This is a genomic window from Rhizobium sp. WSM1328 (assembly GCF_057653715.1).
This window is the reverse complement of record NZ_JBYGKO010000003.1, coordinates 317,008-337,263: the sequence shown is the minus strand read 5'-3', so window position 1 is coordinate 337,263 and position 20,256 is coordinate 317,008. Positions and strand designations below refer to the sequence as shown.

20 protein-coding genes are annotated in these 20,256 nt (G+C 62.8%); 11 read left to right on the top strand and 9 right to left on the bottom strand.

Going from position 1 to position 20,256, the window contains the following annotated elements:
- Window positions 1-9 precede the first annotated feature (9 nt).
- Window positions 10-777, top strand: coding sequence for a 5-oxoprolinase subunit PxpA (locus AC2444_RS29185; RefSeq protein ID WP_128438914.1), 768 nt, complete (start codon window positions 10-12; stop codon window positions 775-777).
- 60 nt (window positions 778-837) lie between these two features.
- On the top strand, window positions 838-2,040 hold the full coding sequence (locus tag AC2444_RS29180; RefSeq protein WP_003555454.1) for a pyridoxal phosphate-dependent aminotransferase: 1,203 nt from the start codon (window positions 838-840) through the stop codon (window positions 2,038-2,040).
- A gap of 94 nt (window positions 2,041-2,134) precedes the next feature.
- Here the strand turns inward: AC2444_RS29180 and nac are convergent, their stop codons facing one another.
- Window positions 2,135-3,040, bottom strand: coding sequence for a nitrogen assimilation transcriptional regulator NAC (nac, locus tag AC2444_RS29175; RefSeq protein ID WP_003555455.1), 906 nt, complete (start codon window positions 3,038-3,040; stop codon window positions 2,135-2,137).
- Between the two features lie 246 nt (window positions 3,041-3,286).
- Here nac and AC2444_RS29170 point away from each other — a divergent pair, with 246 nt between their 5' ends.
- The 7 genes from AC2444_RS29170 to AC2444_RS29140 all read left to right on the top strand — a co-directional run bounded on the left by AC2444_RS29170 (window position 3,287) and on the right by AC2444_RS29140 (window position 9,275).
- Window positions 3,287-4,066, top strand: a complete 780-nt coding sequence (locus AC2444_RS29170; protein ID WP_128438915.1) for an SDR family oxidoreductase — start codon at window positions 3,287-3,289, stop codon at window positions 4,064-4,066.
- On the top strand, window positions 4,063-4,770 hold the full coding sequence (locus AC2444_RS29165) for an amino acid ABC transporter permease (protein WP_003555457.1): 708 nt from the start codon (window positions 4,063-4,065) through the stop codon (window positions 4,768-4,770). The genes AC2444_RS29170 and AC2444_RS29165 overlap by 4 nt, the downstream gene beginning before the upstream one ends.
- Window positions 4,767-5,525, top strand: a complete 759-nt coding sequence (locus AC2444_RS29160) for an amino acid ABC transporter permease (RefSeq protein WP_003555458.1) — start codon at window positions 4,767-4,769, stop codon at window positions 5,523-5,525. Before AC2444_RS29165 ends, AC2444_RS29160 begins: the two co-directional genes overlap by 4 nt.
- A complete protein-coding gene (locus tag AC2444_RS29155; protein WP_012760644.1) occupies window positions 5,522-6,286 on the top strand; it encodes an amino acid ABC transporter ATP-binding protein in 765 nt (254 codons plus the stop codon). The genes AC2444_RS29160 and AC2444_RS29155 overlap by 4 nt, the downstream gene beginning before the upstream one ends.
- A gap of 31 nt (window positions 6,287-6,317) precedes the next feature.
- Window positions 6,318-7,154, top strand: coding sequence for an ABC transporter substrate-binding protein (locus tag AC2444_RS29150; RefSeq protein ID WP_003555460.1), 837 nt, complete (start codon window positions 6,318-6,320; stop codon window positions 7,152-7,154).
- Between the two features lie 91 nt (window positions 7,155-7,245).
- The gene (locus tag AC2444_RS29145) at window positions 7,246-7,920 is read left to right on the top strand and encodes a 4-carboxy-4-hydroxy-2-oxoadipate aldolase/oxaloacetate decarboxylase (protein ID WP_128438917.1); all 675 of its coding nucleotides are present in this window, start codon (window positions 7,246-7,248) and stop codon (window positions 7,918-7,920) included.
- Between the two features lie 170 nt (window positions 7,921-8,090).
- The gene (locus AC2444_RS29140) at window positions 8,091-9,275 is read left to right on the top strand and encodes a hypothetical protein (protein WP_128438918.1); all 1,185 of its coding nucleotides are present in this window, start codon (window positions 8,091-8,093) and stop codon (window positions 9,273-9,275) included.
- A gap of 15 nt (window positions 9,276-9,290) precedes the next feature.
- Here the strand turns inward: AC2444_RS29140 and AC2444_RS29135 are convergent, their stop codons facing one another.
- The 8 genes from AC2444_RS29135 to AC2444_RS29100 are packed head-to-tail and all read right to left on the bottom strand — an operon-like array spanning window position 9,291 to window position 17,492.
- On the bottom strand, window positions 9,291-10,304 hold the full coding sequence (locus AC2444_RS29135) for a succinylglutamate desuccinylase/aspartoacylase family protein (RefSeq protein WP_128449406.1): 1,014 nt from the start codon (window positions 10,302-10,304) through the stop codon (window positions 9,291-9,293).
- Window positions 10,305-10,335: 31 nt separating this feature from the next.
- Window positions 10,336-10,680: a RidA family protein gene (locus tag AC2444_RS29130; RefSeq protein ID WP_003555467.1), complete on the bottom strand. Its 345-nt coding sequence runs from the start codon at window positions 10,678-10,680 to the stop codon at window positions 10,336-10,338.
- A 36-nt stretch (window positions 10,681-10,716) separates the two neighbouring features.
- Window positions 10,717-12,027, bottom strand: coding sequence for an alanine racemase (locus AC2444_RS29125; RefSeq protein ID WP_128449407.1), 1,311 nt, complete (start codon window positions 12,025-12,027; stop codon window positions 10,717-10,719).
- Window positions 12,020-12,976: an amidohydrolase family protein gene (locus AC2444_RS29120; RefSeq protein WP_128449408.1), complete on the bottom strand. Its 957-nt coding sequence runs from the start codon at window positions 12,974-12,976 to the stop codon at window positions 12,020-12,022. Before AC2444_RS29120 ends, AC2444_RS29125 begins: the two co-directional genes overlap by 8 nt.
- Entirely contained in the window at window positions 12,973-13,914 is a 942-nt protein-coding gene (locus AC2444_RS29115) for an ABC transporter permease (protein WP_012760650.1), read from the bottom strand. The genes AC2444_RS29120 and AC2444_RS29115 overlap by 4 nt, the downstream gene beginning before the upstream one ends.
- Window positions 13,911-14,873, bottom strand: a complete 963-nt coding sequence (locus tag AC2444_RS29110; protein ID WP_128449409.1) for an ABC transporter permease — start codon at window positions 14,871-14,873, stop codon at window positions 13,911-13,913. Before AC2444_RS29110 ends, AC2444_RS29115 begins: the two co-directional genes overlap by 4 nt.
- Window positions 14,870-16,384, bottom strand: a complete 1,515-nt coding sequence (locus tag AC2444_RS29105; protein ID WP_128449410.1) for a sugar ABC transporter ATP-binding protein — start codon at window positions 16,382-16,384, stop codon at window positions 14,870-14,872. The genes AC2444_RS29110 and AC2444_RS29105 overlap by 4 nt, the downstream gene beginning before the upstream one ends.
- 34 nt (window positions 16,385-16,418) lie before the next feature.
- Window positions 16,419-17,492, bottom strand: coding sequence for an ABC transporter substrate-binding protein (locus tag AC2444_RS29100; RefSeq protein ID WP_128449411.1), 1,074 nt, complete (start codon window positions 17,490-17,492; stop codon window positions 16,419-16,421).
- 219 nt (window positions 17,493-17,711) lie between these two features.
- Between AC2444_RS29100 and AC2444_RS29095 the strand changes: the two genes are divergently transcribed.
- Window positions 17,712-18,497 carry an IclR family transcriptional regulator gene (locus AC2444_RS29095; protein WP_012760654.1) on the top strand — a complete coding sequence of 262 codons (786 nt, stop codon included), beginning with the start codon at window positions 17,712-17,714 and terminating at the stop codon, window positions 18,495-18,497.
- 403 nt (window positions 18,498-18,900) lie between these two features.
- Window positions 18,901-20,253, top strand: a complete 1,353-nt coding sequence (locus tag AC2444_RS29090; protein ID WP_128449412.1) for an LLM class flavin-dependent oxidoreductase — start codon at window positions 18,901-18,903, stop codon at window positions 20,251-20,253.
- Window positions 20,254-20,256: the final 3 nt, after the last annotated feature.

Here is a 20,256-nt window from a genome sequence, read left to right as displayed (position 1 = left end):
GAGGAACTGATGAAGATCGATCTGAATTCCGACATGGGCGAAGGATTCGGTCCCTACCGGCTGTGCGACGACGAAGCGATGATGAAACTTGTCTCGTCGGCCAACATCGCCTGCGGTTTCCATGGCGGCGACCCGGATACGATGGGACGCATGGTCCGGCTTGCGAAACTGAACGGCGTCGGCATCGGCGCGCACCCCGGTTTGCCTGATCGGCCGGGTTTCGGCCGGCGCGAAATACCGTTTCCGGCAGACGAGCTTCGCCAGCAGATGCTCTATCAGCTCGGCGCACTGATGGCGATCGCCAAAGCCGAGGGTGTCACTGTCTCCCATATCAGCTTCCACGCGGCTATGGGCAATATGGTCAACCGCGATCCTGTGCTGGCCGATCTGATGATGGATGCGATCGCCACGGTCGATGCGGGCCTCGTCGTCTTCGTCACTTCAGGCAGCGAGATCCAGCAGGCAGCTCGGCGCGCGCGTTTGAAGACGCTGGCGCTTTTCCTAGCCGACCGGGCTTATGACGCTGGCGGCAGACTTGTCGCGCGCGGGCTCGCTGGCGCCGTCATCAAGGACGAGGCATCGGTGCGTGCGCGCGTACGGAAATTTCTGCTCGAAGGAACTGTCGAGACGATCGACGGAGCGGTGATCGCAATGCCGGCCCGCTCCATTCTCGTCCATAGCGACACGCCCGGCGCTCTCGAGCTTGCCGGCATCGTACGCGGCGAGATCGAAGCCACGGGTGCTGCGCTCGCGCCTGCCGCCGAACTCGCCGAATGACGCAATCCTGATCGCCCAAGGGCGGTTTCCAAATTTCAACCTCATCGAAGGACCATGTCGATGTCCGTTATCGCTGACCGCCTGAAAAACGTCTCCATATCCGCATCCGCCGCCATGACCCAGCGCGCCAGGGAACTGGCCGCGAAAGGGATCAAGGTCGTCAGCCTCTCGTCCGGCGAGCCGGATTTCCCCACTCCGGCGCACGCGATCGAGGCGGCCTATGCGGCAGCTCTTGCCGGCGATACGAAATATCCTCCGATGGACGGTACGCCGGTGCTCAAGTCGGCCATCATCCGGAAGTTCAAACGGGACAACAATCTCGACTATGATGCGAGCCAGATCGTCGTCTCGGGCGGCGGCAAGCAGGTGATCTTCAATGCCATGCTGGCAACCTGCAATCCCGGCGACGAGGTGGTCATTCCGACGCCCTCCTGGGTCAGCTATGCGGATATCGTCAAGTTCGCCGGCGGTGTCCCGGTCGCCGTCCCGTGCCACGAGCAGACCGGCTTCAAGCTGCATCCCGAGGATCTGGAGGCGGCGATCACGCCGCGCACCAAATGGCTCTTCCTGAATTTCCCGAACAATCCGACCGGAGCCGCCTGCTCCCGGGCGGAGATGGCTGCCATTGCTGAGGTCATGCTGCGACATCCCAATGTCTGGATCATGACCGACGATATCTACGAACACCTGGTCTATGACGACTTCCAGTTCTGCACGATCGCCGAAGTCGAGCCCAGGCTCTATGATCGCGTCCTGACGATGAACGGTGTCTCCAAGGCTTACGCGATGACAGGCTGGCGGCTCGGCTTTTGTGCCGGGCCGAAAGACTTGATCTCCGCCATCAGCAACGTCAACGGACAGAATGGTGGCGGCATCGCGACGCTGACGCAGGCTGCGGCGACCGCGGCGCTCGATGGGCCTCAGGATCTCTTGAAGGAGCGTGCCGCGATCTACAAGGAAAGACGCGACTTCGTTCTCGACCGATTGTCTGAGGTGGAAGGGCTGCGCTGCCATAGGCCCGAAGGCGCCTTCTACATCTATCCCAATATCTCGGGGCTGATCGGCAAGACCAGCAAGGGCGGGCGAAAGATCGAGACCGATGTCGATTTCGTCATGGCGCTCGTCGACGAGCATCATGTCGCGACCGTGCAAGGGGCGGCTTACGGAATGAGCCCCTTCTTTCGCATTTCTTACGCCACGAGCATGGAGAAACTCGGCGAAGGATGCGCGCGCATAGCCCAGTTCTGCAGGGATATGCGCTGATCGGCAACGCGCTTTAGATCTGAATTTGGATCTAAAGCAAAGAAATGGAGCATGATGTCGTCCGAAAACCGCTCACACTTTTCGGCATCATGCTCTAGCGTTTCAACCGCGCCGTCAGCTCGAGAAGGATGTCGCGGACGGCAAGGGCCGGTTCGGACAAGGGATTCTGATCGGACACACACAGCGACAGGGTTTCTTCGATCCGCGGCGAGACGAGCCGGCAGATCAGCGGCTCGCTCGATTCCGATACGATGCGGTCGGCGATGGCTTTGGGCATGATCGTCGCGCCGAGACCGCTGCCCACCGCGCGGGCGAGCGTGCGGACGATTTCGACTTCCGCCACGACTTTCAAATTGGTGCGGGTGCGCGTGAAGGCGGTATCGACCGCGCGGCGCACGAAATTATAGGCCGGCGGCAACAGCAGCGGCATCCCGTCGAGACTATTGACCGGAACCGGTTTCGCATCCGCTTCGATCGCAAAGTCCCGATGGGCGACAAGGAAAAACTCTTCGCTCAGAATCGGCTCGAACCGGACGCCTTTGATCGGTCCGGTTCCATGGAGAAGCGCCATCTCCAGCCGGCCGTTCATGATCATCTGGCTATAGGTCTGGCCGACGCTTTCCGTCAGGTGCAGCAGAATACCGGGATGCCGTTTCCGGGTCTCCGCCAGGAGGTCGACCGACAGCGTGGCCGCACTGCTGAACGGCACGAGACCGACGGACACACGCCCGGCAAGCGAATTCCCGGCTGCGGAGGCATCCGCTTGCGCCTGCTCCATCTGCCGAAGGATAATCTGCGCATGGCGATACACCGCGTGTCCCGCGTCGGTCATGCTGACGCCCTGCTGGCTGCGGATCAGCAGCTTGTGGCCGAAATGCTCCTCCAGTGCCGCAAGCTGCTGGCTGAGGGCCGGCTGGGCGATGTGCAAAAGGTCCGCCGCTCGCGTGATGCTGCCGCTGTCGACGATCACGATGAAAGATTTGAGGCGTCTGATGTCCATGAGGATCGGGGTACCGTTCTGATCTGCGCGGCTTACATTTGCAGACACGCATTGCTTTTGCAACGCGACGCCGTCGCTGCTTTCCTCAGGCCCGGACGCAGCAAGCTGATGCCCGGCATCAGCTCTTTCTCTTCTTCAGCAGCCTGAGCCGGCTCCATAACCGTTGCTTATTGCTCCAGAGATAATCGGTCTTAGGCAAGGGGTTTAAGCTTCGCTACTGTCTCAATCAACAACAAGGGAACGACAATGCCATTCTCCGACTACAAGACCGCACTGGTGACCGGCGCATCCTCCGGTATCGGCGCAGCCGTGGTTGAGCGGTTCCGCCGGGAGAACATCGAGGTCCATGCCGTTGCCCGCAGTGCCCAAGCGCTGCAGCAGCTGGCCGCGCGGACGGGCTGCATCGCCCACGTCATCGACGTGACCGACCGTCAGGCCATGGCAGAGCTCACACGTCGGGTGGAGTTCGATATTCTCGTCAACAATGCCGGTGTCGACCGGCCGAAGAAATTCCTGGAAGCCGACGAGGGCGATATCGATCTCATCGTCGACGTCAATCTCCGGGCGGTTCTGCACATCTGCCGGCTGGTCGTGCCCGGTATGGTGGCGCGCGACCGCGGACATGTCATCAACATCTCGTCGATTGCCGGCGCCTATAATTTCGGCGGCAACTCATCCTATCACGCCACCAAGGCAGGGGTGAGCATGCTGTCCAACCAGCTGCGGATCGACGCTTTCGGCAAGCGGGTACGGGTCACGGAAATCTGCCCCGGCCGGGTCGCCACTGACATCTTCAATCACGTCCACGGCGATGACCCCAGCATCCGCGAACGGTTCATCGACGGCTTCGAACTTCCGCAGGCGACCGATATCGCCGACGCGATTGCCTTCGCCATAGCAGCCCCCGTCGCCGTCAACATCGGACATATGGAGATCACACCGACGCTGCAGGTCATGGGCGGCCTGCAGACGGCAAAGCCCCAACCTGCGGCGAAGCTGGATCAATCCGGGGAGCCAAACCCGTGAGCGGTTTCGACCTTTCGGCAATCCTGGGAAATCCGGAATATACCGCCATGCTGCTGCATGGCATCGAGATGACCTTCATCATCTACGCCGGCTCTTGGTCGATGGCGATGGCGCTGGCACTTCTGCTGCTGGCTTTGCGTTTGTCGCCCTTTCGTTTCGGTGATCCGTTAGTCGCTGCTTACGTATCCTACCACCGCAACGTCCCCACCCTGGTTCAGCTGATGCTGTGGTATTTCGGGATTTTCACCCTGATGCCGAGCGGGGTAGCCGAATGGCTGGCCGTTCATAATGCCGAGGCCATCTTCGCGGTGATCGGGCTCGGGCTCTGCCAGGCGGCCTATTTCAGCGAAGATCTTCGTTCGGGCGTGCGCTCGGTCAGTCCAGGCCAGATGCAGGCAGCCCGCGCGCTTGGCCACGGTTATGTCTCGGCGATGCGTTTCGTCATCATGCCGCAAGGCGTGCGCAACGCGCTGCCGCCGCTCATCAATCACAGCGTTTCCCTCTTCAAGAACAGCAGTCTCGCCGTCGTCATCGGAGCCTCGGAACTGACGCATGCCGTCAAGGAAATCGAGAACCTCAGCTTCCGGACCTTCGAGATCTACCTGATCGGCACAGTTCTCTACCTCTTCTTCTCGCTCGTGATCATGAGCATCGGCGCCTATCTGTCGATGCGCACCGATCCTGCCAGGAGTGCGCGAGCATGATCCACGACATGATCGCCATCGTCCAAGACTACTGGCTGCTGCTGCTGATCGGCCAATATCCGAACGGGCCGCTTGGCGGGCTCGCCAACACGCTGATCCTTTCAGCGCTCAGCATCGCTCTCGCCTTTCCGGTCAGCATCCTGTTCGCATTGGCGCGGCTCTCCAGGTCGCCGCTGCTGCGCTGGCCGGTCACCGCACTGGTCTATTTCACCAGGGGCGTGCCGCTCTTGATGCTCATCCTGTGGAGCTATTTCCTCGTTCCGCTGCTGACCGGCGCCGATGTGCCGAGCTTCGTGACGATGCTGACGACGCTCGTGGTCTATCAAAGCGCGTTCCTGAGCGAAGTCGTCCGTGCCGGCATCGTTGCGCTCGGACCGGGCCAGATGGACGCGGGACGTGCGCTTGGTCACGGTTATTTAGGTGCGATGCGCTTCATCATCCTGCCACAGGCGCTCTACAACATGATCCCCAGCATCATCTCGACATTCGTCTCGACGATCAAGGACACGACGCTCGGCTACGTGATCAACGTGCCGGACCTGACCTTTGCCGCAAGCCAGGTCAACAACCAGCTCCTGACGCAGCCTTTCCAGGTCTTCCTCATTCTGGCGATCGTCTACTTCGCCATCTGCTGGACGCTCACCTACTTCGCAAATCGCCTCGAGCGGAGCATCACGCGGCGACGTGCGGGACTTTCCAACCTTCCTGCCGCCGCCTTGGTCGCGCCATCGAAAATCATATCGGAGCAGCCATGACCATGTCAGTTTCAGCACAGGAATTGCAGACGATCCGGCTTTCGCAGGTCTGCAAGAGCTACGGCGACTATCCGGTCCTGAAGGACATCGATGCGCAGGTCTCGCGCGGCGAGGTCGTGGTCATCTGCGGACCGTCCGGTTCGGGGAAATCGACGCTGATCCGCACGATCAATCGCCTCGAGGAGATCAACAGCGGATCGATTACGCTCGACGGCCAAAACATTCATGCCGCCATGCGGGCGAAGGAACTCAATGCGCTGCGCAGCCGGATCGGCTTCGTATTTCAGAACTTCAACCTGTTTCCGCACCTTTCGGTGGTCGAAAACGTCTCGATGTCGCCAATCCGGGTGAAAGGCGTGGCGCCTGACGTCGCAAAGGACAAAGCCCTCAAGCTTCTCGATCGGGTCGGCCTTGCCGACAAGGCCCGGGCCTATCCCGGTCAGTTGTCGGGCGGCCAGCAGCAGCGGGTGGCAATCGCCCGCGCCCTTGCCATGGAACCGCCGGTGATGCTGTTCGACGAGCCGACCAGCGCGCTCGATCCTGAAATGGTCGGCGAAGTGCTGGCCGTCATGAAGAGCCTGGCGTCCGAAGGCATGACCATGCTCTGCGTCACCCACGAAATGGGTTTCGCGCGCGACGTCGCAGATCGGGTCTGGTTCATCGATGCCGGCCAGATCCTCGAAATGGCGACCCCCGAGGACTTCTTCAAAAATCCAAGCCATCCCCGTGCGCAGCGATTCCTCGCTGATCTCAGGCATTGATACCAACCACCAAAAACAAAGGAGAACAGCAATGAACTGGAAATGCCTAACCCTCACCGCCGCATTTGCCGGCATGGCGGCCGCCTTGCCCGCGAAAGCCGATCAGCTCGACAACATCATGTCAGCGAAAACCCTGCGCTGCGCGACTTTCGCCGACGTTCCTCCCTTCGCCTCTCCCGATCCGAAGACCCGCGAAATGGCCGGTTTCGACGTCGACCTCTGCGGCGCCATCGCCAAGGAATTGGGCGTCAAGGCTGAAATCAAGCCAGTTTCGGTCGAGGCGCGCGTGCCCGAGGTCAAGCTCGGCCGCGTCGACATCACCGTTGCCAACCTTGCCTATACTCTGAGCCGTGCCGAGCAGATCCAGTTCAGCGATCCCTATTATCTCGCCAAGGAAATGCTGATCGTGCCGGCGGACGATGCCGGCAAGAAGAAGGCCGATTATGCGGGCCAGCGCATCGCTTCGACCAAGGGTTCGACCTCAGAGATGTCGATCAAGCTCAACAAATCCGACCCACTGACCTTCCAGGATACCGCCTCGGCCTATCTCGCCGTCCAGCAGGGCAAGGCGCGCGGCATGGTGGCCAACACCATGACGACGACCAAATTCGTCAATGAATCGAAGAGCAAGGGCAAGGCAATGCGGATGATCGAGGAGCCGATGCTGTACCAGCCGATCGGCATCGGCATGGCCAAGGATCAGCCGGCGCTGACCGCCAAGATCAACGAGATCCTTCGCAAGCTCGACACATCGGGCGAGATCAACAAGATCTGGGACAAGTGGCTCGGTCCGGATACCGAATACAAGATGACGCGCACCGACAAGGTCGTATCGCTCTCCGAGCTGAAGTTCGACCCGATCCCGTAAGCCGACCGGCTTCGGCGTCATCCACCGATAACGTCCAAACGAATTCAGACGGCGGGGCATGCCCGCCGTCGGCCAAAAATGGGAGGCATCCGTGATCCATATTAAAGATATCGCCGAACGGCCAAGCAAAGCCGATATCGACGCCGTTTCCAAATTTTCGCCCGCGACGATCCACGAAGCCCAAGGGCGCCGTGGAGCCCTTTCCTCCCGCCTCAAGCCCGTCGACTACCGCATGAAACTGTGCGGCCCGGCCTTCACGGTGAAATGCGCGCCGCGTGACAACATCATGCTGCAACTCGCCATCAACTACGCAAAGCCGGGCGATATCATCGTCGTATCGGCGGGCGAATACGAAGAGGCCGGATCCTTCGGCGATGTGCTTGCCAATGCCTGCCTTGCAAAGGGTATCGGCGGTCTCGTGACCGACACCGGCGTGCGCGACACGCTGCAACTGAGGGAGCTTGGCTTCCCGGTCTTCTCGCTCAGCGTCTGCATCAAGGGGACGGTGAAGGAAACCATCGCGGCGGTGAACGACACGATCATCGTCGGCGGCGAAATCATCCATCCCGGCGACATCATCGCCGGTGATGCCGACGGCCTGGTGGTCGTGCGTCGCCAGGAAGCGCAGGAAGTCGCCAGGCTGTCACAGAGCCGCGAAGATGCCGAGGCCGGCTATATCTCGGCATATAAGCAGGGCAAATCGGTCATCGAGGTCAGCAATCTCGAACCGGTGCTGAAAGCCAAGGGTCTCGTCGTCGACATCTGAGACGACAGCGCAATAGCCATCAGCCCTGCCACTTTATAAAGCGGCTGGCCTTTTCGGCCAGCCGCCTTATGCAAGAACGCTGCCAGGCAGGCGCCACGCCTCCAAGATCGGTCTGGACACTATTATGGACACATGTTCTATAAAATGGACAGATTCGACGGGAGCTCGCCATGCATCTTTCCATGTGGACTTATCCCTGGGACATCCAGGACCAGGGGCTTGCAGCACTCGCCGCCGAGCTTCGCGGCCGCGCCGGCCTGAACACGGTCAGCCTGGCGACCTCCTATCACGCCGGCCGGTTCCTGCAGCCGCGGAGCCCGCAGCAGAAGGCCTATTTCCCCGAGGACGGGACGGTCTACTTCCGGCCGGATGAAAGCCTGTGGCTGGACAAGCTGATCCGGCCGCTGATGGCTGGGAATGTCACTGAGCGCGGCGACATGCTGGAAACCCTCGTCCAGGGACGCGAGGCGACGGGTCTCAAGGTCTCCTGCTGGACGGTCTGCCTGCATAATAGCCGCCTCGGCATGCTGCATCCCGATCACGTGACGCGGAACGCCTTCGGCAATCCCAACTATTACAATCTTTGCCCCTCCAGCCCGGCGGCGCGGGCCTATGCCGTCACCCTCGTGCGCGACATCACCACCAACTACCGGCCCGATATGGTGGAACTCGAAAGCCCGAATTTCATGGGATTCGCGCATGAATATCATCACGAAAAAGACGGTGTCGGCCTGAACGCCGAAGATGATTTCCTGCTGTCGCTCTGCTTCTGCGACCATTGCACGGCGCGTGCCACAAAGGCCGGTGTGCCGGTCGAAGGCGCGCGCGGATCGGTCGCGCGCTTCATCGCCGAACTTTGCGAACGAGTTATCCCGGAACGGCAATTCCCGGACTTTCCGGCCGCCGGCATCGATGCCTTTCGCGACCATCCCGAGCTGCATGCCTATCTCACCTGGCGCAGCGAACCGGTGACCAGCCTGATCGACGAGATCAAGGCGGCCGCCGATCCGGCAACCCGCATCGTGCTCATCGACCTGAAGGACGGCTGGCTCGGCGGCGTCGATCTCGCATCCGTCGGCAAGCTCTGCGACGGGGCGATCCTCTGCTGCTACGACATGGAGCCGGATGCCGTCGGCGACGTCATCCGGACCGGCCGGGCGGCAATTGGACCGAGCAAGTTCCTCGCCGTGGGCCTGCGCGTCTTCTATCCCGAGGTCAGCGGGTCGGCGGTGCTGACCGCACGCGCCAAGGCTGCCATCGATGCCGGCGCTGACGGCGTGAACTTCTACAATTACGGCCTGATACCGGCAAAGCGTCTCGACTGGGTCAAGGCAGCGGTCGACGCAATCGCTTGAGCAGATCAGCGCTTCTCAGGATGCAATGGGTTCGGCGACCTGGATCAGGCAGTCGCCGGCCTGGCTGTCGCAATGCAGCCGGTGGGAAATGACAATGCCGCTCTCGGCAAAGCGCAGCTCTTCCTCCGGCTGTTCGAGGCGTTCGAGGTCATGATACCATCCGGCAAGCTCGCCAGCGGCAACGATGGCGCCGAGGGCGACGGCCGGCTCGAACCAGCCTCTGCGGTTCGCATAGATGCCCTGGCTGTGCCGGGATAGCGAGAACAGTTGCAACGGTCCGGGCTCGGCGAACGGCATGCGTGACAGGACCGGACGCTCGATGATGCCGAGTGTGACGAGCAGCCGGTCGATCGCGGCCGCCGTGAAACCCATGGTCTCAGGCGTCACGGTACCGCCGCCGCCGAACTCACCGGAAAGACCGATGGTTCCGGCCCTTGCCGCAGCCCCCATCGATGTCGGCGCCGTCGGCCCGTTATCGGCGATGAAGGCATGCGCGGCACCCATGGCGCGCATCAGTGAAACGGATCGTTCGAAGCGGGCGCTATCGCCCTGCCGCTCGATCAGCGTGCAGGGCAGGTGCGCCATGGAGGTGCCGCCCGAATGCAGGTCGAGCACGACGTCATGGCGGGGAAAGAGCTCGTGTTCGAGGAAATGCGCCAGGCGCGCCGTTGGCGATCCGCTGGGATCGCCGGGAAAGGCCCGATTGAGGTTGCCGCCGTCGAAGGGCGAACAGCGCTTGGCCGCCATCACCGCCGGCAGGTTCGCCATCGGCAGGATGGTGACGGCGCCGCGGATTTCCGCGACATCCAGCAGCCGCATCAGCCGGCCGAGCTGGAGCTCACCTTCATACTCGTCGCCATGATTGCCCGCCATCAGCAGCAAAGACGGCCCTTCGCCATTTTTCAGACGAAGGACGGGAATGCGGATCTGATAATAGGGCGAACGGTCGATCGAATAGGGAATGGCGAGGTCGCCGGACTGCCGGCCCTCGCGCGAAAAGTCGATCGGATTGACGAGACCGCTATGCATGATGTCTCCAGTGCGGACGGTTGCGATGCCGTCAAAGGGCGGCAACGGCAGTCATTTCGACACGCAGATCGGGATCGGCGAGACGAGCTTCGGTGCAGGCGCGGGCCGGCGGGTTTTCGATGTCGATCCAGTCATCGTAGACGCTGTTCATCGCCTCGAAATCGACGATCGCCGGCAGGAAGACGTTGACGGCGATGAGGCGCGAGCGGTCGATGCCGGCTTCTTGCAAAAGGGCGTCGATCTTGCCGAGCACGTCGCGGGTCTGATCCTTGATATCAGCCTTGCGATTTTCCGCGACCTGGCCGGCAATATAGACGAGACCGCCGTAGCTGACGGCTTGGCTCATACGCGAACCTTTCTGATAACGCTGGATCATGGCGGGTTTTCCTTTTCTTGCTTTTGGAGGGAAAGTTCAGCCGAAGCTGGTCAGATAGGCCGCCGTCACCGAATGATCCGGGTCGAGGCCGTAGAGGATGGCATGCCGGTCAAGGCAGGTGCAGGGATGCGAGATGCCGCACTCGATGACGTCGCCAACCGCGACGTCGCTGCCGTCGGCAAGGGCGACGAAGGCGTGTTGATCGTTGAGGCGAAACACGTCGGCGCTTGCGAGATCGGCAAGACGCGCCCCATTGCGATAGAGCGCCAACGGCCGTGGCAGGCCTTGGTCCATGGCCACGTCGCGCATACCCATGCCGCAGATCGCCAGCCGCGGCTCCGGCCGGGAGAGGACCTCGGCCCAGACCCGCAGCGCCGGACGGAAACCCGCGGCCGCCGAGATCGTCTCGCCGCCGATGCGGAAGCCGCCGCGTGCATCGAGGCCGGCAAGGCCGCGCTCGTAGATGCCGTGATCGTGGAAGAAGATCGCGCCGCTGCGCAGCACCAGCCGGCAGGCGGGATCGGCCGCAACGGCGGCTGAAAGCCTGGCAATCACAAGGTCGAAAAACACCGAGCCGCCGGCCGTGACGAGGAGCGGCCGCTCGTCGCCGATGCGGGCGCGCAGCTTCGGCAGGAAATCGGATGTCACCGCCATCAGCGCGTCGATGCGACGCATCGTCTCTTCCGCATCGGCGGTCGCGGCCGCACCTTCATAGGCGGCGATGCCGGTCAGCCGGAAGGCCGGCGTCTCCGCGGCAAGGATCGCCTCCAGAATTGCCTCGGCGGCGGCGACGCCGCGGGCACCGGCGCGACCGGCACCGAACTCCACCAGCAGACCGAGGGGCGGCAGATCGACACGCTCCTGCCAGGCGGAGCGAAGAGCCTCGGCGAGCGCCGTCGAATCCACGAAGATATGAAGTTCCGCATCGTGATAGTGGGCAAGCAGGGCCGCGAGCCGGCGGGCAGCGGCGGCCCCGCCGATCTCGTTGGCGAGGATCAGCCGGCGCTGTCCCGCCTTGAGCAGGACGGCGGCCTGGCGGATATCGGCGACCGTCGTGCCCCAGGCGCCTGCCGCCAGAAGTGCCTCCGCCAGCGCCATCGACATCGGTGTCTTGGCGTGCGGCGCGATCTCGGCGCCGTGGCTCTTCACATAGGCCATCATCAGTTCGACATTGCCGAAGAAAGCCTGCCGGTCGAGCGAGATCAGCGGCAGGGCCATCCTGCCGTCATAGGGCTTCCATCCTTGCTTGCCGATTGCAGCAAGCGGAAGCGGCGGATTGCCCGGCGGAAAGCCGCGCACCCGCTCGTCGATCAGCTCGTTTTCCGTCGCAGTATGGAGGTCAGACATCGCAGCCACTCCTGATCTCGGCCGGATCGGCGATGCCGAGGCGATAGGTTTCATTGGCGGTGGCAAAGAACAGGGCGCGCTGCTCGTCGTAAGAGAGCTCTGAGGCGACCGCTCGGAAAACCTGGTAGACCTCGTCGAAGGAGGCATGCAGGCCCGCGACCGGAAAGTCGCTCGCGAACATGGCACGCGCCGGGCCGAAACAATCGAGGCAATGCTCGATCACCGGCCGCAGGCTTTCGAGCGTCCACTTATTGTCATAGGCGACGAGGTCGGAAATCTTCAGGCGCAGATTCGGCTCACTGCCGAGCGCCCGCAGACCGCGGCGCCAGAGCGCCATGCCGTCCTCCGTCCGGTCAGCCGGGCTGCCGCCGTGGTTGAGCACGAAAAGCGTTTGCGGAAAAGCACGCACCAGTTCGAGCGCCTCGGTCATCTGCCAGGGATAGAGCATCAGGTCGAAGACCAGTCCGAGCCGCGTGGCATGGGCAAGTCCCGCCCGCCAGCTGGGATCGTCCATGCGGTTCGGGCGCGGCGCAAAACTCTTCGCCGCTTCAGGATGCCAGCTCAAAATATCACGGATGCCGACGACATTCGGGTTCGCCGCTTCCGCCTCGAGCAGGCTTATAGTGTCCGGCCCGTCGAGAGAAACGCCCGCGATATAACGGCGCGCCACACCGAAGCTGCGGTCGAGGCCATCCAGCCAGCGGCTCTCGTCAAGCGGGTAGGCAACGGACCAGCCGGCCTCCACATGCACGGTTGCAATCACGTTCTGGCGGGCAGCATCGGCGCGATAATCGTCGATGCTGTAGTCGCGCAGGATCGGCGCGAGGTTTCCGAAAACCATCTCTTCGCCGGAAGCTCTGGCCTTCTGCAGCCAGGGATGGCGTTGCAGGCTGAGGTCCCAGAGGTGGTGATGCGGGTCGATCACCGGCCCGTCATAGAGCTCCGTCATCTGCGCGCCTCGCGTCCGGAAACCAGCAGAAGAGCGAGGATCAAGGTGCCGAACATGATCGAGCGCCAGCCGGGGGAGGCATTGACGACGGTGATCAGCGCCGTCGTCGTCACAAGCAGGATTGCCCCGGGAATGGTGCCGGCATAGGTGCCGCGGCCACCGAGGATCGAGCTGCCGCCGAGCACGACGGCGGCGATCGAGGTCAGCAGATAGGGGTCGCCGATGCCGACATAACCTTGCCGGTTCATGCCGAGCACGAGAATGCCCGCAAGCCCTGCGAAAAAGCCGGACAGAGTGTGGACGATCAGCGTGTCGCGGGTGACGCTGACGCCGGAAAGTCGGGCCGCCAGCGGGTTTGCCCCAAGCGCCAGGAAACGGGCGCCGATCGGCATGCGGTGGACGAGCAGCAGGACGACGATCGAGACGACAAGCCACAGGATAATGCCTGAGGGAATGCCGAGCGGCCGCGCCTGCCCGAGCAGAATGACCGCCGGATTGCTGACGGTAACCGCGCTGCCGCCGGCGACGATGACGAGCAGCCCCTGCAGGAAGGTCGCCATGGCCAGCGTCATGATGATCGGCGGCACGCGAAGATAGGCAGCACCGGCGCCGTTCATCAGGCCGATAGCCGCGGCGATGGCAAGGGCCGCCGCGATGCCGGCGAGGCCGGTCGGGTCCCAGGCTGGCGAGATCAGCGGCAGCAGGATCGCCGTGACTGTTATGACCGCGCCGACGGAGAGATCAATGCCGCCCATCAGGATGACGAGCGTCTGGCCGGCGGCGGCAATGCCGATCACCGCGGCGAGTTCGAGCAGGTAGCGCAGGTGGCCATAGGCGCCGAAACCACGCAACGTAAAGCTTGCGACGATCCAGACGAGCGCGACCAGAAGGAAGGTCAGCAGCGGCGGATTGCGGAACGCGGACCTGATGATGTTCATCGCCTTGCCCTCCAAGCCCCAAGAAGTTCCGGCACGGCGACCGCGCCGACGATGATCAGACCTTGCGCGACATATTGTGCGACCGGCGGGAAGCCCAGGAAGAACATGACGTTGATCATCACCGAGAGCAGCAGGCTGCCGCAGATCGCGCCGCGCATCGTGCCCTTGCCGCCGAGGAAGCCCACGCCGCCGAGGACGGCGGCGGCAATCGAGTTCAGCGTGAAGGGCGTGCCGATAACAGGATCACCCGAGCCGGTCTGCGCAGCGACGAAGAGACCGGTCAGGGCGGCGAGAAGACCGGACAGGGCGAAGGCTGCGACCTTCACCCGTTCGACCGGGACGCCGGAGCGGAACGCGCCGACCGGATTGTCACCGGCCGCGTAGATGCCGAGGCCGAGCGGCGTTGCTAGAAAGGCCTTCCACAGGACCAGGATCACAACGAGCAGCAGGAAGGCGACGGGCGTGTGGCCGGCCAGTACCGTCGACAGCCAATCGGGAATGAACCCACCCGGCCGCGGCAGCAGGATGAGTGCGACCCCGCCGATGATGAAGGAGCCGGCAAGCGTGACGATGATTGCGGGCAGCCTCAGATATGTGACGATGGCGCCGATGACGGCACCGATCGAAAGACCGGCAAGCGAGACCGCAAGAATGCCTCCCGGCACGCCGAGCGCCCCTTGCATCGTCGTCGCGGCGATCACCGCTCCAAGACTGACGAGCGGGCCGATCGCCAGCGTGATGCCGCCGTTCAGCATGAGCAGCGCCTGCGCCATGGTGACGAGCGCGAGCGGGAACCAGTTCTGCGTGAATTTGGAGAAGCCGCCGATCGAAAGGATGCCAGGAAAGAGCAGCGCGTAGAGAATGAGAAAGGCGGCGACAACCAGATAGAGGCCGGCAAGGCCGCGGTTGCGGCGAAGCTGGATCGAGCCGTAGAGCCGGGATGACGAACTTGTGCTCATGCCGCCTCTCCCTGCGTCGTGGCCGTGATGCCCATGGCTGCGCCGACGATCGCTCCTTCGCTGATTTCATCTTGCGACAGCACGGCCGCGATGCGCCCCTCGCGCAGAACCACGACACGGTCGCAGAGATGCACGAGCTCCGGCGTATCGGAGCTAGCCAGAATGACGAGCCGCCCCTCGGCGGCGAAGGCGCGGAGCATGAGGTAGATTTCCCGCTTGGTCTCGATGTCGACGCCGCGCGTCGGATCGTTGAGGAGCAGAACGGAGGGATCGAGCGGCAGCCATTTGGCGAGCGCCACCTTCTGCTGGTTGCCGCCGGAAAGCGCCTGCACCGGGCGGGCCGTATCGCCCTTGATCGTCAGCCGGCGCGCCAGATCGGCGACCAGGCCGGTTTCCGCCGGCCGGTCGCGCAGCCCTTTGCGGGCGAGCCGTCCGAGCGAGGGCAGGATGAGATTGGAGGCGATGGAATGGGGCAGCACCAGCCCCTCATGCTTGCGGTCGGCCGGGACATAGACGATGCCGGCGGCATTCGCCTCGCCGACATTGGCGGGCAGGGCGGGTTTGCCGGATACTTCCGCCCGATCGGCCGAGGCCGGAATCGCGCCGTAGAGGCCGAGCAGCAGGTCTTCCTGCCCTTGTCCCACGAGCCCGCCAATACCGACGATTTCGCCGGCGCGGGCGGAGAAGCTGACGTCACGCACCATGCCGGCGGAAAAACCTTCGACGCTGATGCGCATCGCACCAGGTGCTGCGGCCAGGCGCGGCGGGAACAGGTCGCCGGTCTCGCGACCGACCATCAGGCGCACCAGGCCTTCGCCGTCGATCCCGGATAGCGACTGGTCGGCGGTGACCAGGCCGTCCTTCAGCACCGTGACATGCGAGCACAGCGCCTGTACCTCGTTGAGGCGGTGGGAAATATAGAGAAGTGCCGTGCCGCGGTCTCTCAGCGTCTCGATCAGGCGGGCCAGGATGCCGGCTTCGTGCGCGGAGAGCGATGAGGTCGGCTCGTCCAGGATCAGCACACGCGGCTTGCGGAACAACGCCTTGGCGATCTCCACCATCTGACGGCGCCCAAGCGCGAGGTCGGCGACCGGCATGTCGAGCCGCTCGGTGAGCCCGACCATATCGCAGACGTCTGACACGCCGCGATGAAGCGCTCTGTAATCGATAAGGCCGAACCGGCGCGGAAAGGCGCCGAGCCCTATGTTTTCGGCAATCGAGAGACTGGCCGTGAGGCTCAGCTCCTGCTGAACGACGGCAATACCCGCGCCACGCGCAGCCGCCGGGCTGAAGCGTTCGACCGGCTTGCCGTCGACGAGGATGGAACCGCCGTCCGGCTGGAGAGCGCCGGACAGGAGGTTGATCAGCGTGGACTTGCCGGCGCCGTTTTCGCCGAGCAAGGCGTGAACCCTGCCCGGCAGAAGGGCGATATCGACGCCCTTCAAAACGGGATTGCCGAAAAATCCCCTGAACACCTGCCGGGCTTCCAGCAGGGGTCTTTTTTCCGTCATGGCGGCTTTCCTCAACCCGAGTTACTTGGGCGGATTACTTGGCGGCAAGCAGCTTGTCGAAGAGCGCCTTGTCGTAGTCCGAGTAGATATAGCCGTCCGCCGGGAACTTGTCGGCCCGTGCGAGGTAGCTGCCGATCGTGCTGTCGTCGATGACAGGCAGCGGCACCTTGACGAAGGCCGGAACGTCCTTGCCTTCCAGCGCCTGCACGGCAGTGTAGACGGAAAGCGCGCCGAGCCAGTTGGGCTGCATGGTGGCCCAGCCCTTCAGTCCCTTCTCCTTCCAGAGCTCCAGGAACTGCCTGGCGTTTTCGCCTGTTGTCGGCACCTGGTCGCGGCCCTGACGCTCGAAGGCCAGCACCGAGCCGGCCGATAGCGCGCCGCCGAGCGACAGCACGCCGTCGATTTCGGGATTGGCGAAAAGCAGGCTGGTCATCGCTTCCTGGGCCGGGGCGACATTATATTCCGTGTTCGTCTCGGTGATCACCTGGAGACCGGGATTGGCATCGAGGACTGGCTGGGCGCCCTTGCGGCGGTCGTCGCTCACCGAAATGCCGGCCGGGCCGTTCATGATGATGATCTTGCCCTTGCCGCCGAGCTGGCTGACCATCCACTTTGCAGCGGTCGCGCCCCATTCGTTGGAATCGGTGTTGATCTTCGCCGTCACCTTGTCGGTGTTGACAAGGCTGTCGAAATTCACGACGGCAATGCCCTTGTCGCAGGCATCGGATATGACGCGGTCGAGCGCGTTGGAGGAACCGGCGATCACGACGATGGCGTCGACATTGGCGTCGATCATCGACTGGATATGCTGGATCTGGGTCTGGGCGTTACCCTGCGCGTCCGTGATCATCAGGTCCTTGACGAGGCCCGCCTTCTTCAGCTCCTCCACTTCGGCCGTGATGGTGCCTTCGGTCTGCTTCATCCAGGTCGGCACCGAATAGATGTTTGCCCAGCCGATCGTATAGGGCGCTTTCCTGTCACCCTTGATGCAATTGGCGGCGGCCGAGGCCGTACCGGCCGAAAAGACGAGGAGTGCGGCCGCGGCGGCAGCACCCGAGAGAAGGCGGCGGCGTAGCGAAGCGGAAATGCCGTTTTCAAGATTCTTCATGTCGATCCCCTTTTTTGTGTGCGGCAGCGTTGACGGCTTGCCATTGGTGTCCAATATAATGTACATGTGATCTATATACCGGACGAGGCGATCTTATGCCGATTTTTCTACCTCGCAAGAGGGGTGGGAAAATTTCATTCGCGGCGAATGACGGGATCGATTGACAGATGCGGCAGTCGGCTTGAAAAGCTTGGCCGGACAAAAAAGGGATCGATAGAAATGGATGCAGTTCAGGACGAAGCAGCCGGTAAACGCGCCCGAGGGCTCGACCGCGCCTTCGAGATCCTCGATTTCCTGCGCCAGAAACGGCAGGCCCTGAAGCCGAATGAAATCGCCGCGCAGATCGGCGCGCCGCGCTCATCGGTTTACGAGCTCGTCAACCTGCTGCTGCAGAATGGTATCCTGGAATTCACCGGCGGCGAGGGGCGTGTCTATCTCGGCCGCAAACTGTATTTCCTCGGCGCAGCCTATGAGAACCATTTCGACTTCACCCGCGAATGCGAGGCGGCGCTGGAACAGCTTGCCGACGAGACGCGGGAGACAGCGCAGTTCTGCATGCTGGATGGAAACAGATACACGGTCGTTCGCATGCGCGAAGGCGCGCGCCCCTTCCGCATTTCGACGGATGTCGGGCAGTCGGTGCCGATCCCGTGGACGGCGTCGGGCCGCCTGCTCGTCGCACACCTGTCGGATCAGGACATTCTGAACTTCATTCCGCCGCAGGATTTTCGCCTGCCGAACGGCGAATGGCTTGAGCCGCAAACCTTCATCGCCGAGGTGCGCCAGGCCGAGCGCGAAGGTCTCTTCACCTTCAACAGCATCGTCGACAGCTTCACCCACTGTTTTGCCGTACCGGTGCGGGGCGAGGAAGGCCATGCAGCCGCAACGCTCTGCCTCGTCACGCCACGCGACGATGGCATCGCCAACCGGGACCGCTACCTCGACTGCCTGAAGAAGGCCGCCGCCGGCCTCGACCATGCCCCGACCCGGCCAAAACGAGGCTGATGCCCTGAGCACATCAAGGCATTGATCTCAGGTAGCACGGGCGTTCGTGCGAAAACCGCCATTTCTTGCATGCTCGTCAAACTGGATCCTCGCTCCGGCGGGGCTGCAAGCGGGCATAAGACGCTCAGAAGACCTATTGCCATTTGTCGTCTCGGCCGGGCTCTTCGCCACGCCCGCAGATCCCATCTGCCGGTCCGCGCCCGCATACCCCCGGATAGTCGCCCTGACCGTTGATTTCCAATTTCATGCCAAACCGGGAAATCTATTCACCCTTCCTCCGAAACTACGAAATTCAGTTTCTCTATAAATTCTATGGAGAACGTATTTTAGCAACCCAACAGCCAATTGAATACTTGGCCCTGGGGAAGACCGGGCTGTTGACGGAAAACGGAGAGGACACGAAATGACACGGAAAATCAGGCTTGGGGCATTTCTTCCCGGTGGCGGACAGCATGTTGCGTCATGGCGGCATCCCGACCAGCCGGCCGACGGCGCGACCAGTTTCGAGTTTCACAAGCGTCTTGCCTTGACAGCTGAGCGTGGCCTCTTCGATGCCTATTTCCTGGCCGACGGGCTGGCTGTCGGTTTCGGTGGAGCACGCGAAGGCGGCAATGCCCGCGTGGCCGGCTTCGAACCCGTGACATTGTTCTCCGCCCTTGCGCCTTTCACCACCCATCTCGGCTTTATCGCCACGTCCTCGACCACCTACGAGGAGCCTTACACGACCGCCCGCAAGTTCGCCTCGCTGGATCTGATCTCGGAGGGCCGCGCCGGCTGGAATGTCGTGACCACCACGGGCGACCTGACGGCGCAGAACTTCAACCGCGATACCCAGCTGCCGCATGCAGACCGATATCGCCGCGCCGCCGAGCATGTCGACGTTGTCCGCAAACTCTGGGAAAGCTTCGAAGACGACGCGTTCATACGGGACAAGGAGTCCGGCGTGTTCTTCGATCCGGCGAAGCTGCACGACACCGATCACCGCGGCGAACACTTCAGCGTGCGCGGTCCGCTCAACATCTCGCGATCGCCGCAGGGGCATCCCGTCATCGTCCAGGCCGGGCAATCCGAAGATGGACGCGGGCTCGCCGCAGCAACGGCCGAAGTCATATTCACCGCCCATCAGCATATCGAAACCGCCCAGGAGTTCTATCGGGATATCAAGGCGCGCGCCCGCGCTCTCGGCCGAAACCCCGATCATATCCTCGTCATGCCCGGCGTATCCGCTTTCGTCGGTAGGACCGAGGCGGAGGCGCGCGAGAAATACGACCGCCTGACCTCGCTCATCGTCGAAGAGGACGGGATCGGCCTCCTCAATGGCCTGACCGGCGGCACGCTCGACCTGCACGGCTATGACCTCGACGGCCCTCTACCGCCGGCGCCGCCGACGGAAGGCATGAAGAGCCGCCAGGCCCTCATCCGCCAGATCGCCGATGAAAACAACTTCACCATTCGCCAGCTCTATCAGTGGATTGCCTCCGCCCGCGGTCACTACACCATCGTCGGAACGCCCGAACAGATCGCCGATACGCTGCAGAAGTGGTTCGAGAACGAAGCTGCCGACGGCTTCAACATTCTGCCGCCCTGGCTGCCGACGGCGCTCGACGATTTCGTCGATCTGGTCATTCCGGAACTGCAGCGCCGCGGCCTGTTCCGCACGGCCTATGAGGGCAAGACGCTTCGAGAAAACCTCGGCCTGCCTTTCCCGACCAATCGGTGGGCTGCAGAACAAGCAGATCTCCAGGCAGCAGAGTGAGGA

Coding starts and splice junctions, on each gene's coding strand:
- AC2444_RS29185 (WP_128438914.1), top strand. CDS start 10: ATGAAGATCGATCTGAATTCCGACATGGGCGAAGGATTCGGTCCCTAC.
- AC2444_RS29180 (WP_003555454.1), top strand. CDS start 838: ATGTCCGTTATCGCTGACCGCCTGAAAAACGTCTCCATATCCGCATCC.
- nac (WP_003555455.1), bottom strand. CDS start 3,040: ATGGACATCAGACGCCTCAAATCTTTCATCGTGATCGTCGACAGCGGC.
- AC2444_RS29170 (WP_128438915.1), top strand. CDS start 3,287: ATGCCATTCTCCGACTACAAGACCGCACTGGTGACCGGCGCATCCTCC.
- AC2444_RS29160 (WP_003555458.1), top strand. CDS start 4,767: ATGATCCACGACATGATCGCCATCGTCCAAGACTACTGGCTGCTGCTG.
- AC2444_RS29155 (WP_012760644.1), top strand. CDS start 5,522: ATGACCATGTCAGTTTCAGCACAGGAATTGCAGACGATCCGGCTTTCG.
- AC2444_RS29150 (WP_003555460.1), top strand. CDS start 6,318: ATGAACTGGAAATGCCTAACCCTCACCGCCGCATTTGCCGGCATGGCG.
- AC2444_RS29140 (WP_128438918.1), top strand. CDS start 8,091: ATGCATCTTTCCATGTGGACTTATCCCTGGGACATCCAGGACCAGGGG.
- AC2444_RS29135 (WP_128449406.1), bottom strand. CDS start 10,304: ATGCATAGCGGTCTCGTCAATCCGATCGACTTTTCGCGCGAGGGCCGG.
- AC2444_RS29130 (WP_003555467.1), bottom strand. CDS start 10,680: ATGATCCAGCGTTATCAGAAAGGTTCGCGTATGAGCCAAGCCGTCAGC.
- AC2444_RS29125 (WP_128449407.1), bottom strand. CDS start 12,027: ATGTCTGACCTCCATACTGCGACGGAAAACGAGCTGATCGACGAGCGG.
- AC2444_RS29120 (WP_128449408.1), bottom strand. CDS start 12,976: ATGACGGAGCTCTATGACGGGCCGGTGATCGACCCGCATCACCACCTC.
- AC2444_RS29115 (WP_012760650.1), bottom strand. CDS start 13,914: ATGAACATCATCAGGTCCGCGTTCCGCAATCCGCCGCTGCTGACCTTC.
- AC2444_RS29110 (WP_128449409.1), bottom strand. CDS start 14,873: ATGAGCACAAGTTCGTCATCCCGGCTCTACGGCTCGATCCAGCTTCGC.
- AC2444_RS29105 (WP_128449410.1), bottom strand. CDS start 16,384: ATGACGGAAAAAAGACCCCTGCTGGAAGCCCGGCAGGTGTTCAGGGGA.
- AC2444_RS29100 (WP_128449411.1), bottom strand. CDS start 17,492: ATGAAGAATCTTGAAAACGGCATTTCCGCTTCGCTACGCCGCCGCCTT.
- AC2444_RS29095 (WP_012760654.1), top strand. CDS start 17,712: ATGGATGCAGTTCAGGACGAAGCAGCCGGTAAACGCGCCCGAGGGCTC.
- AC2444_RS29090 (WP_128449412.1), top strand. CDS start 18,901: ATGACACGGAAAATCAGGCTTGGGGCATTTCTTCCCGGTGGCGGACAG.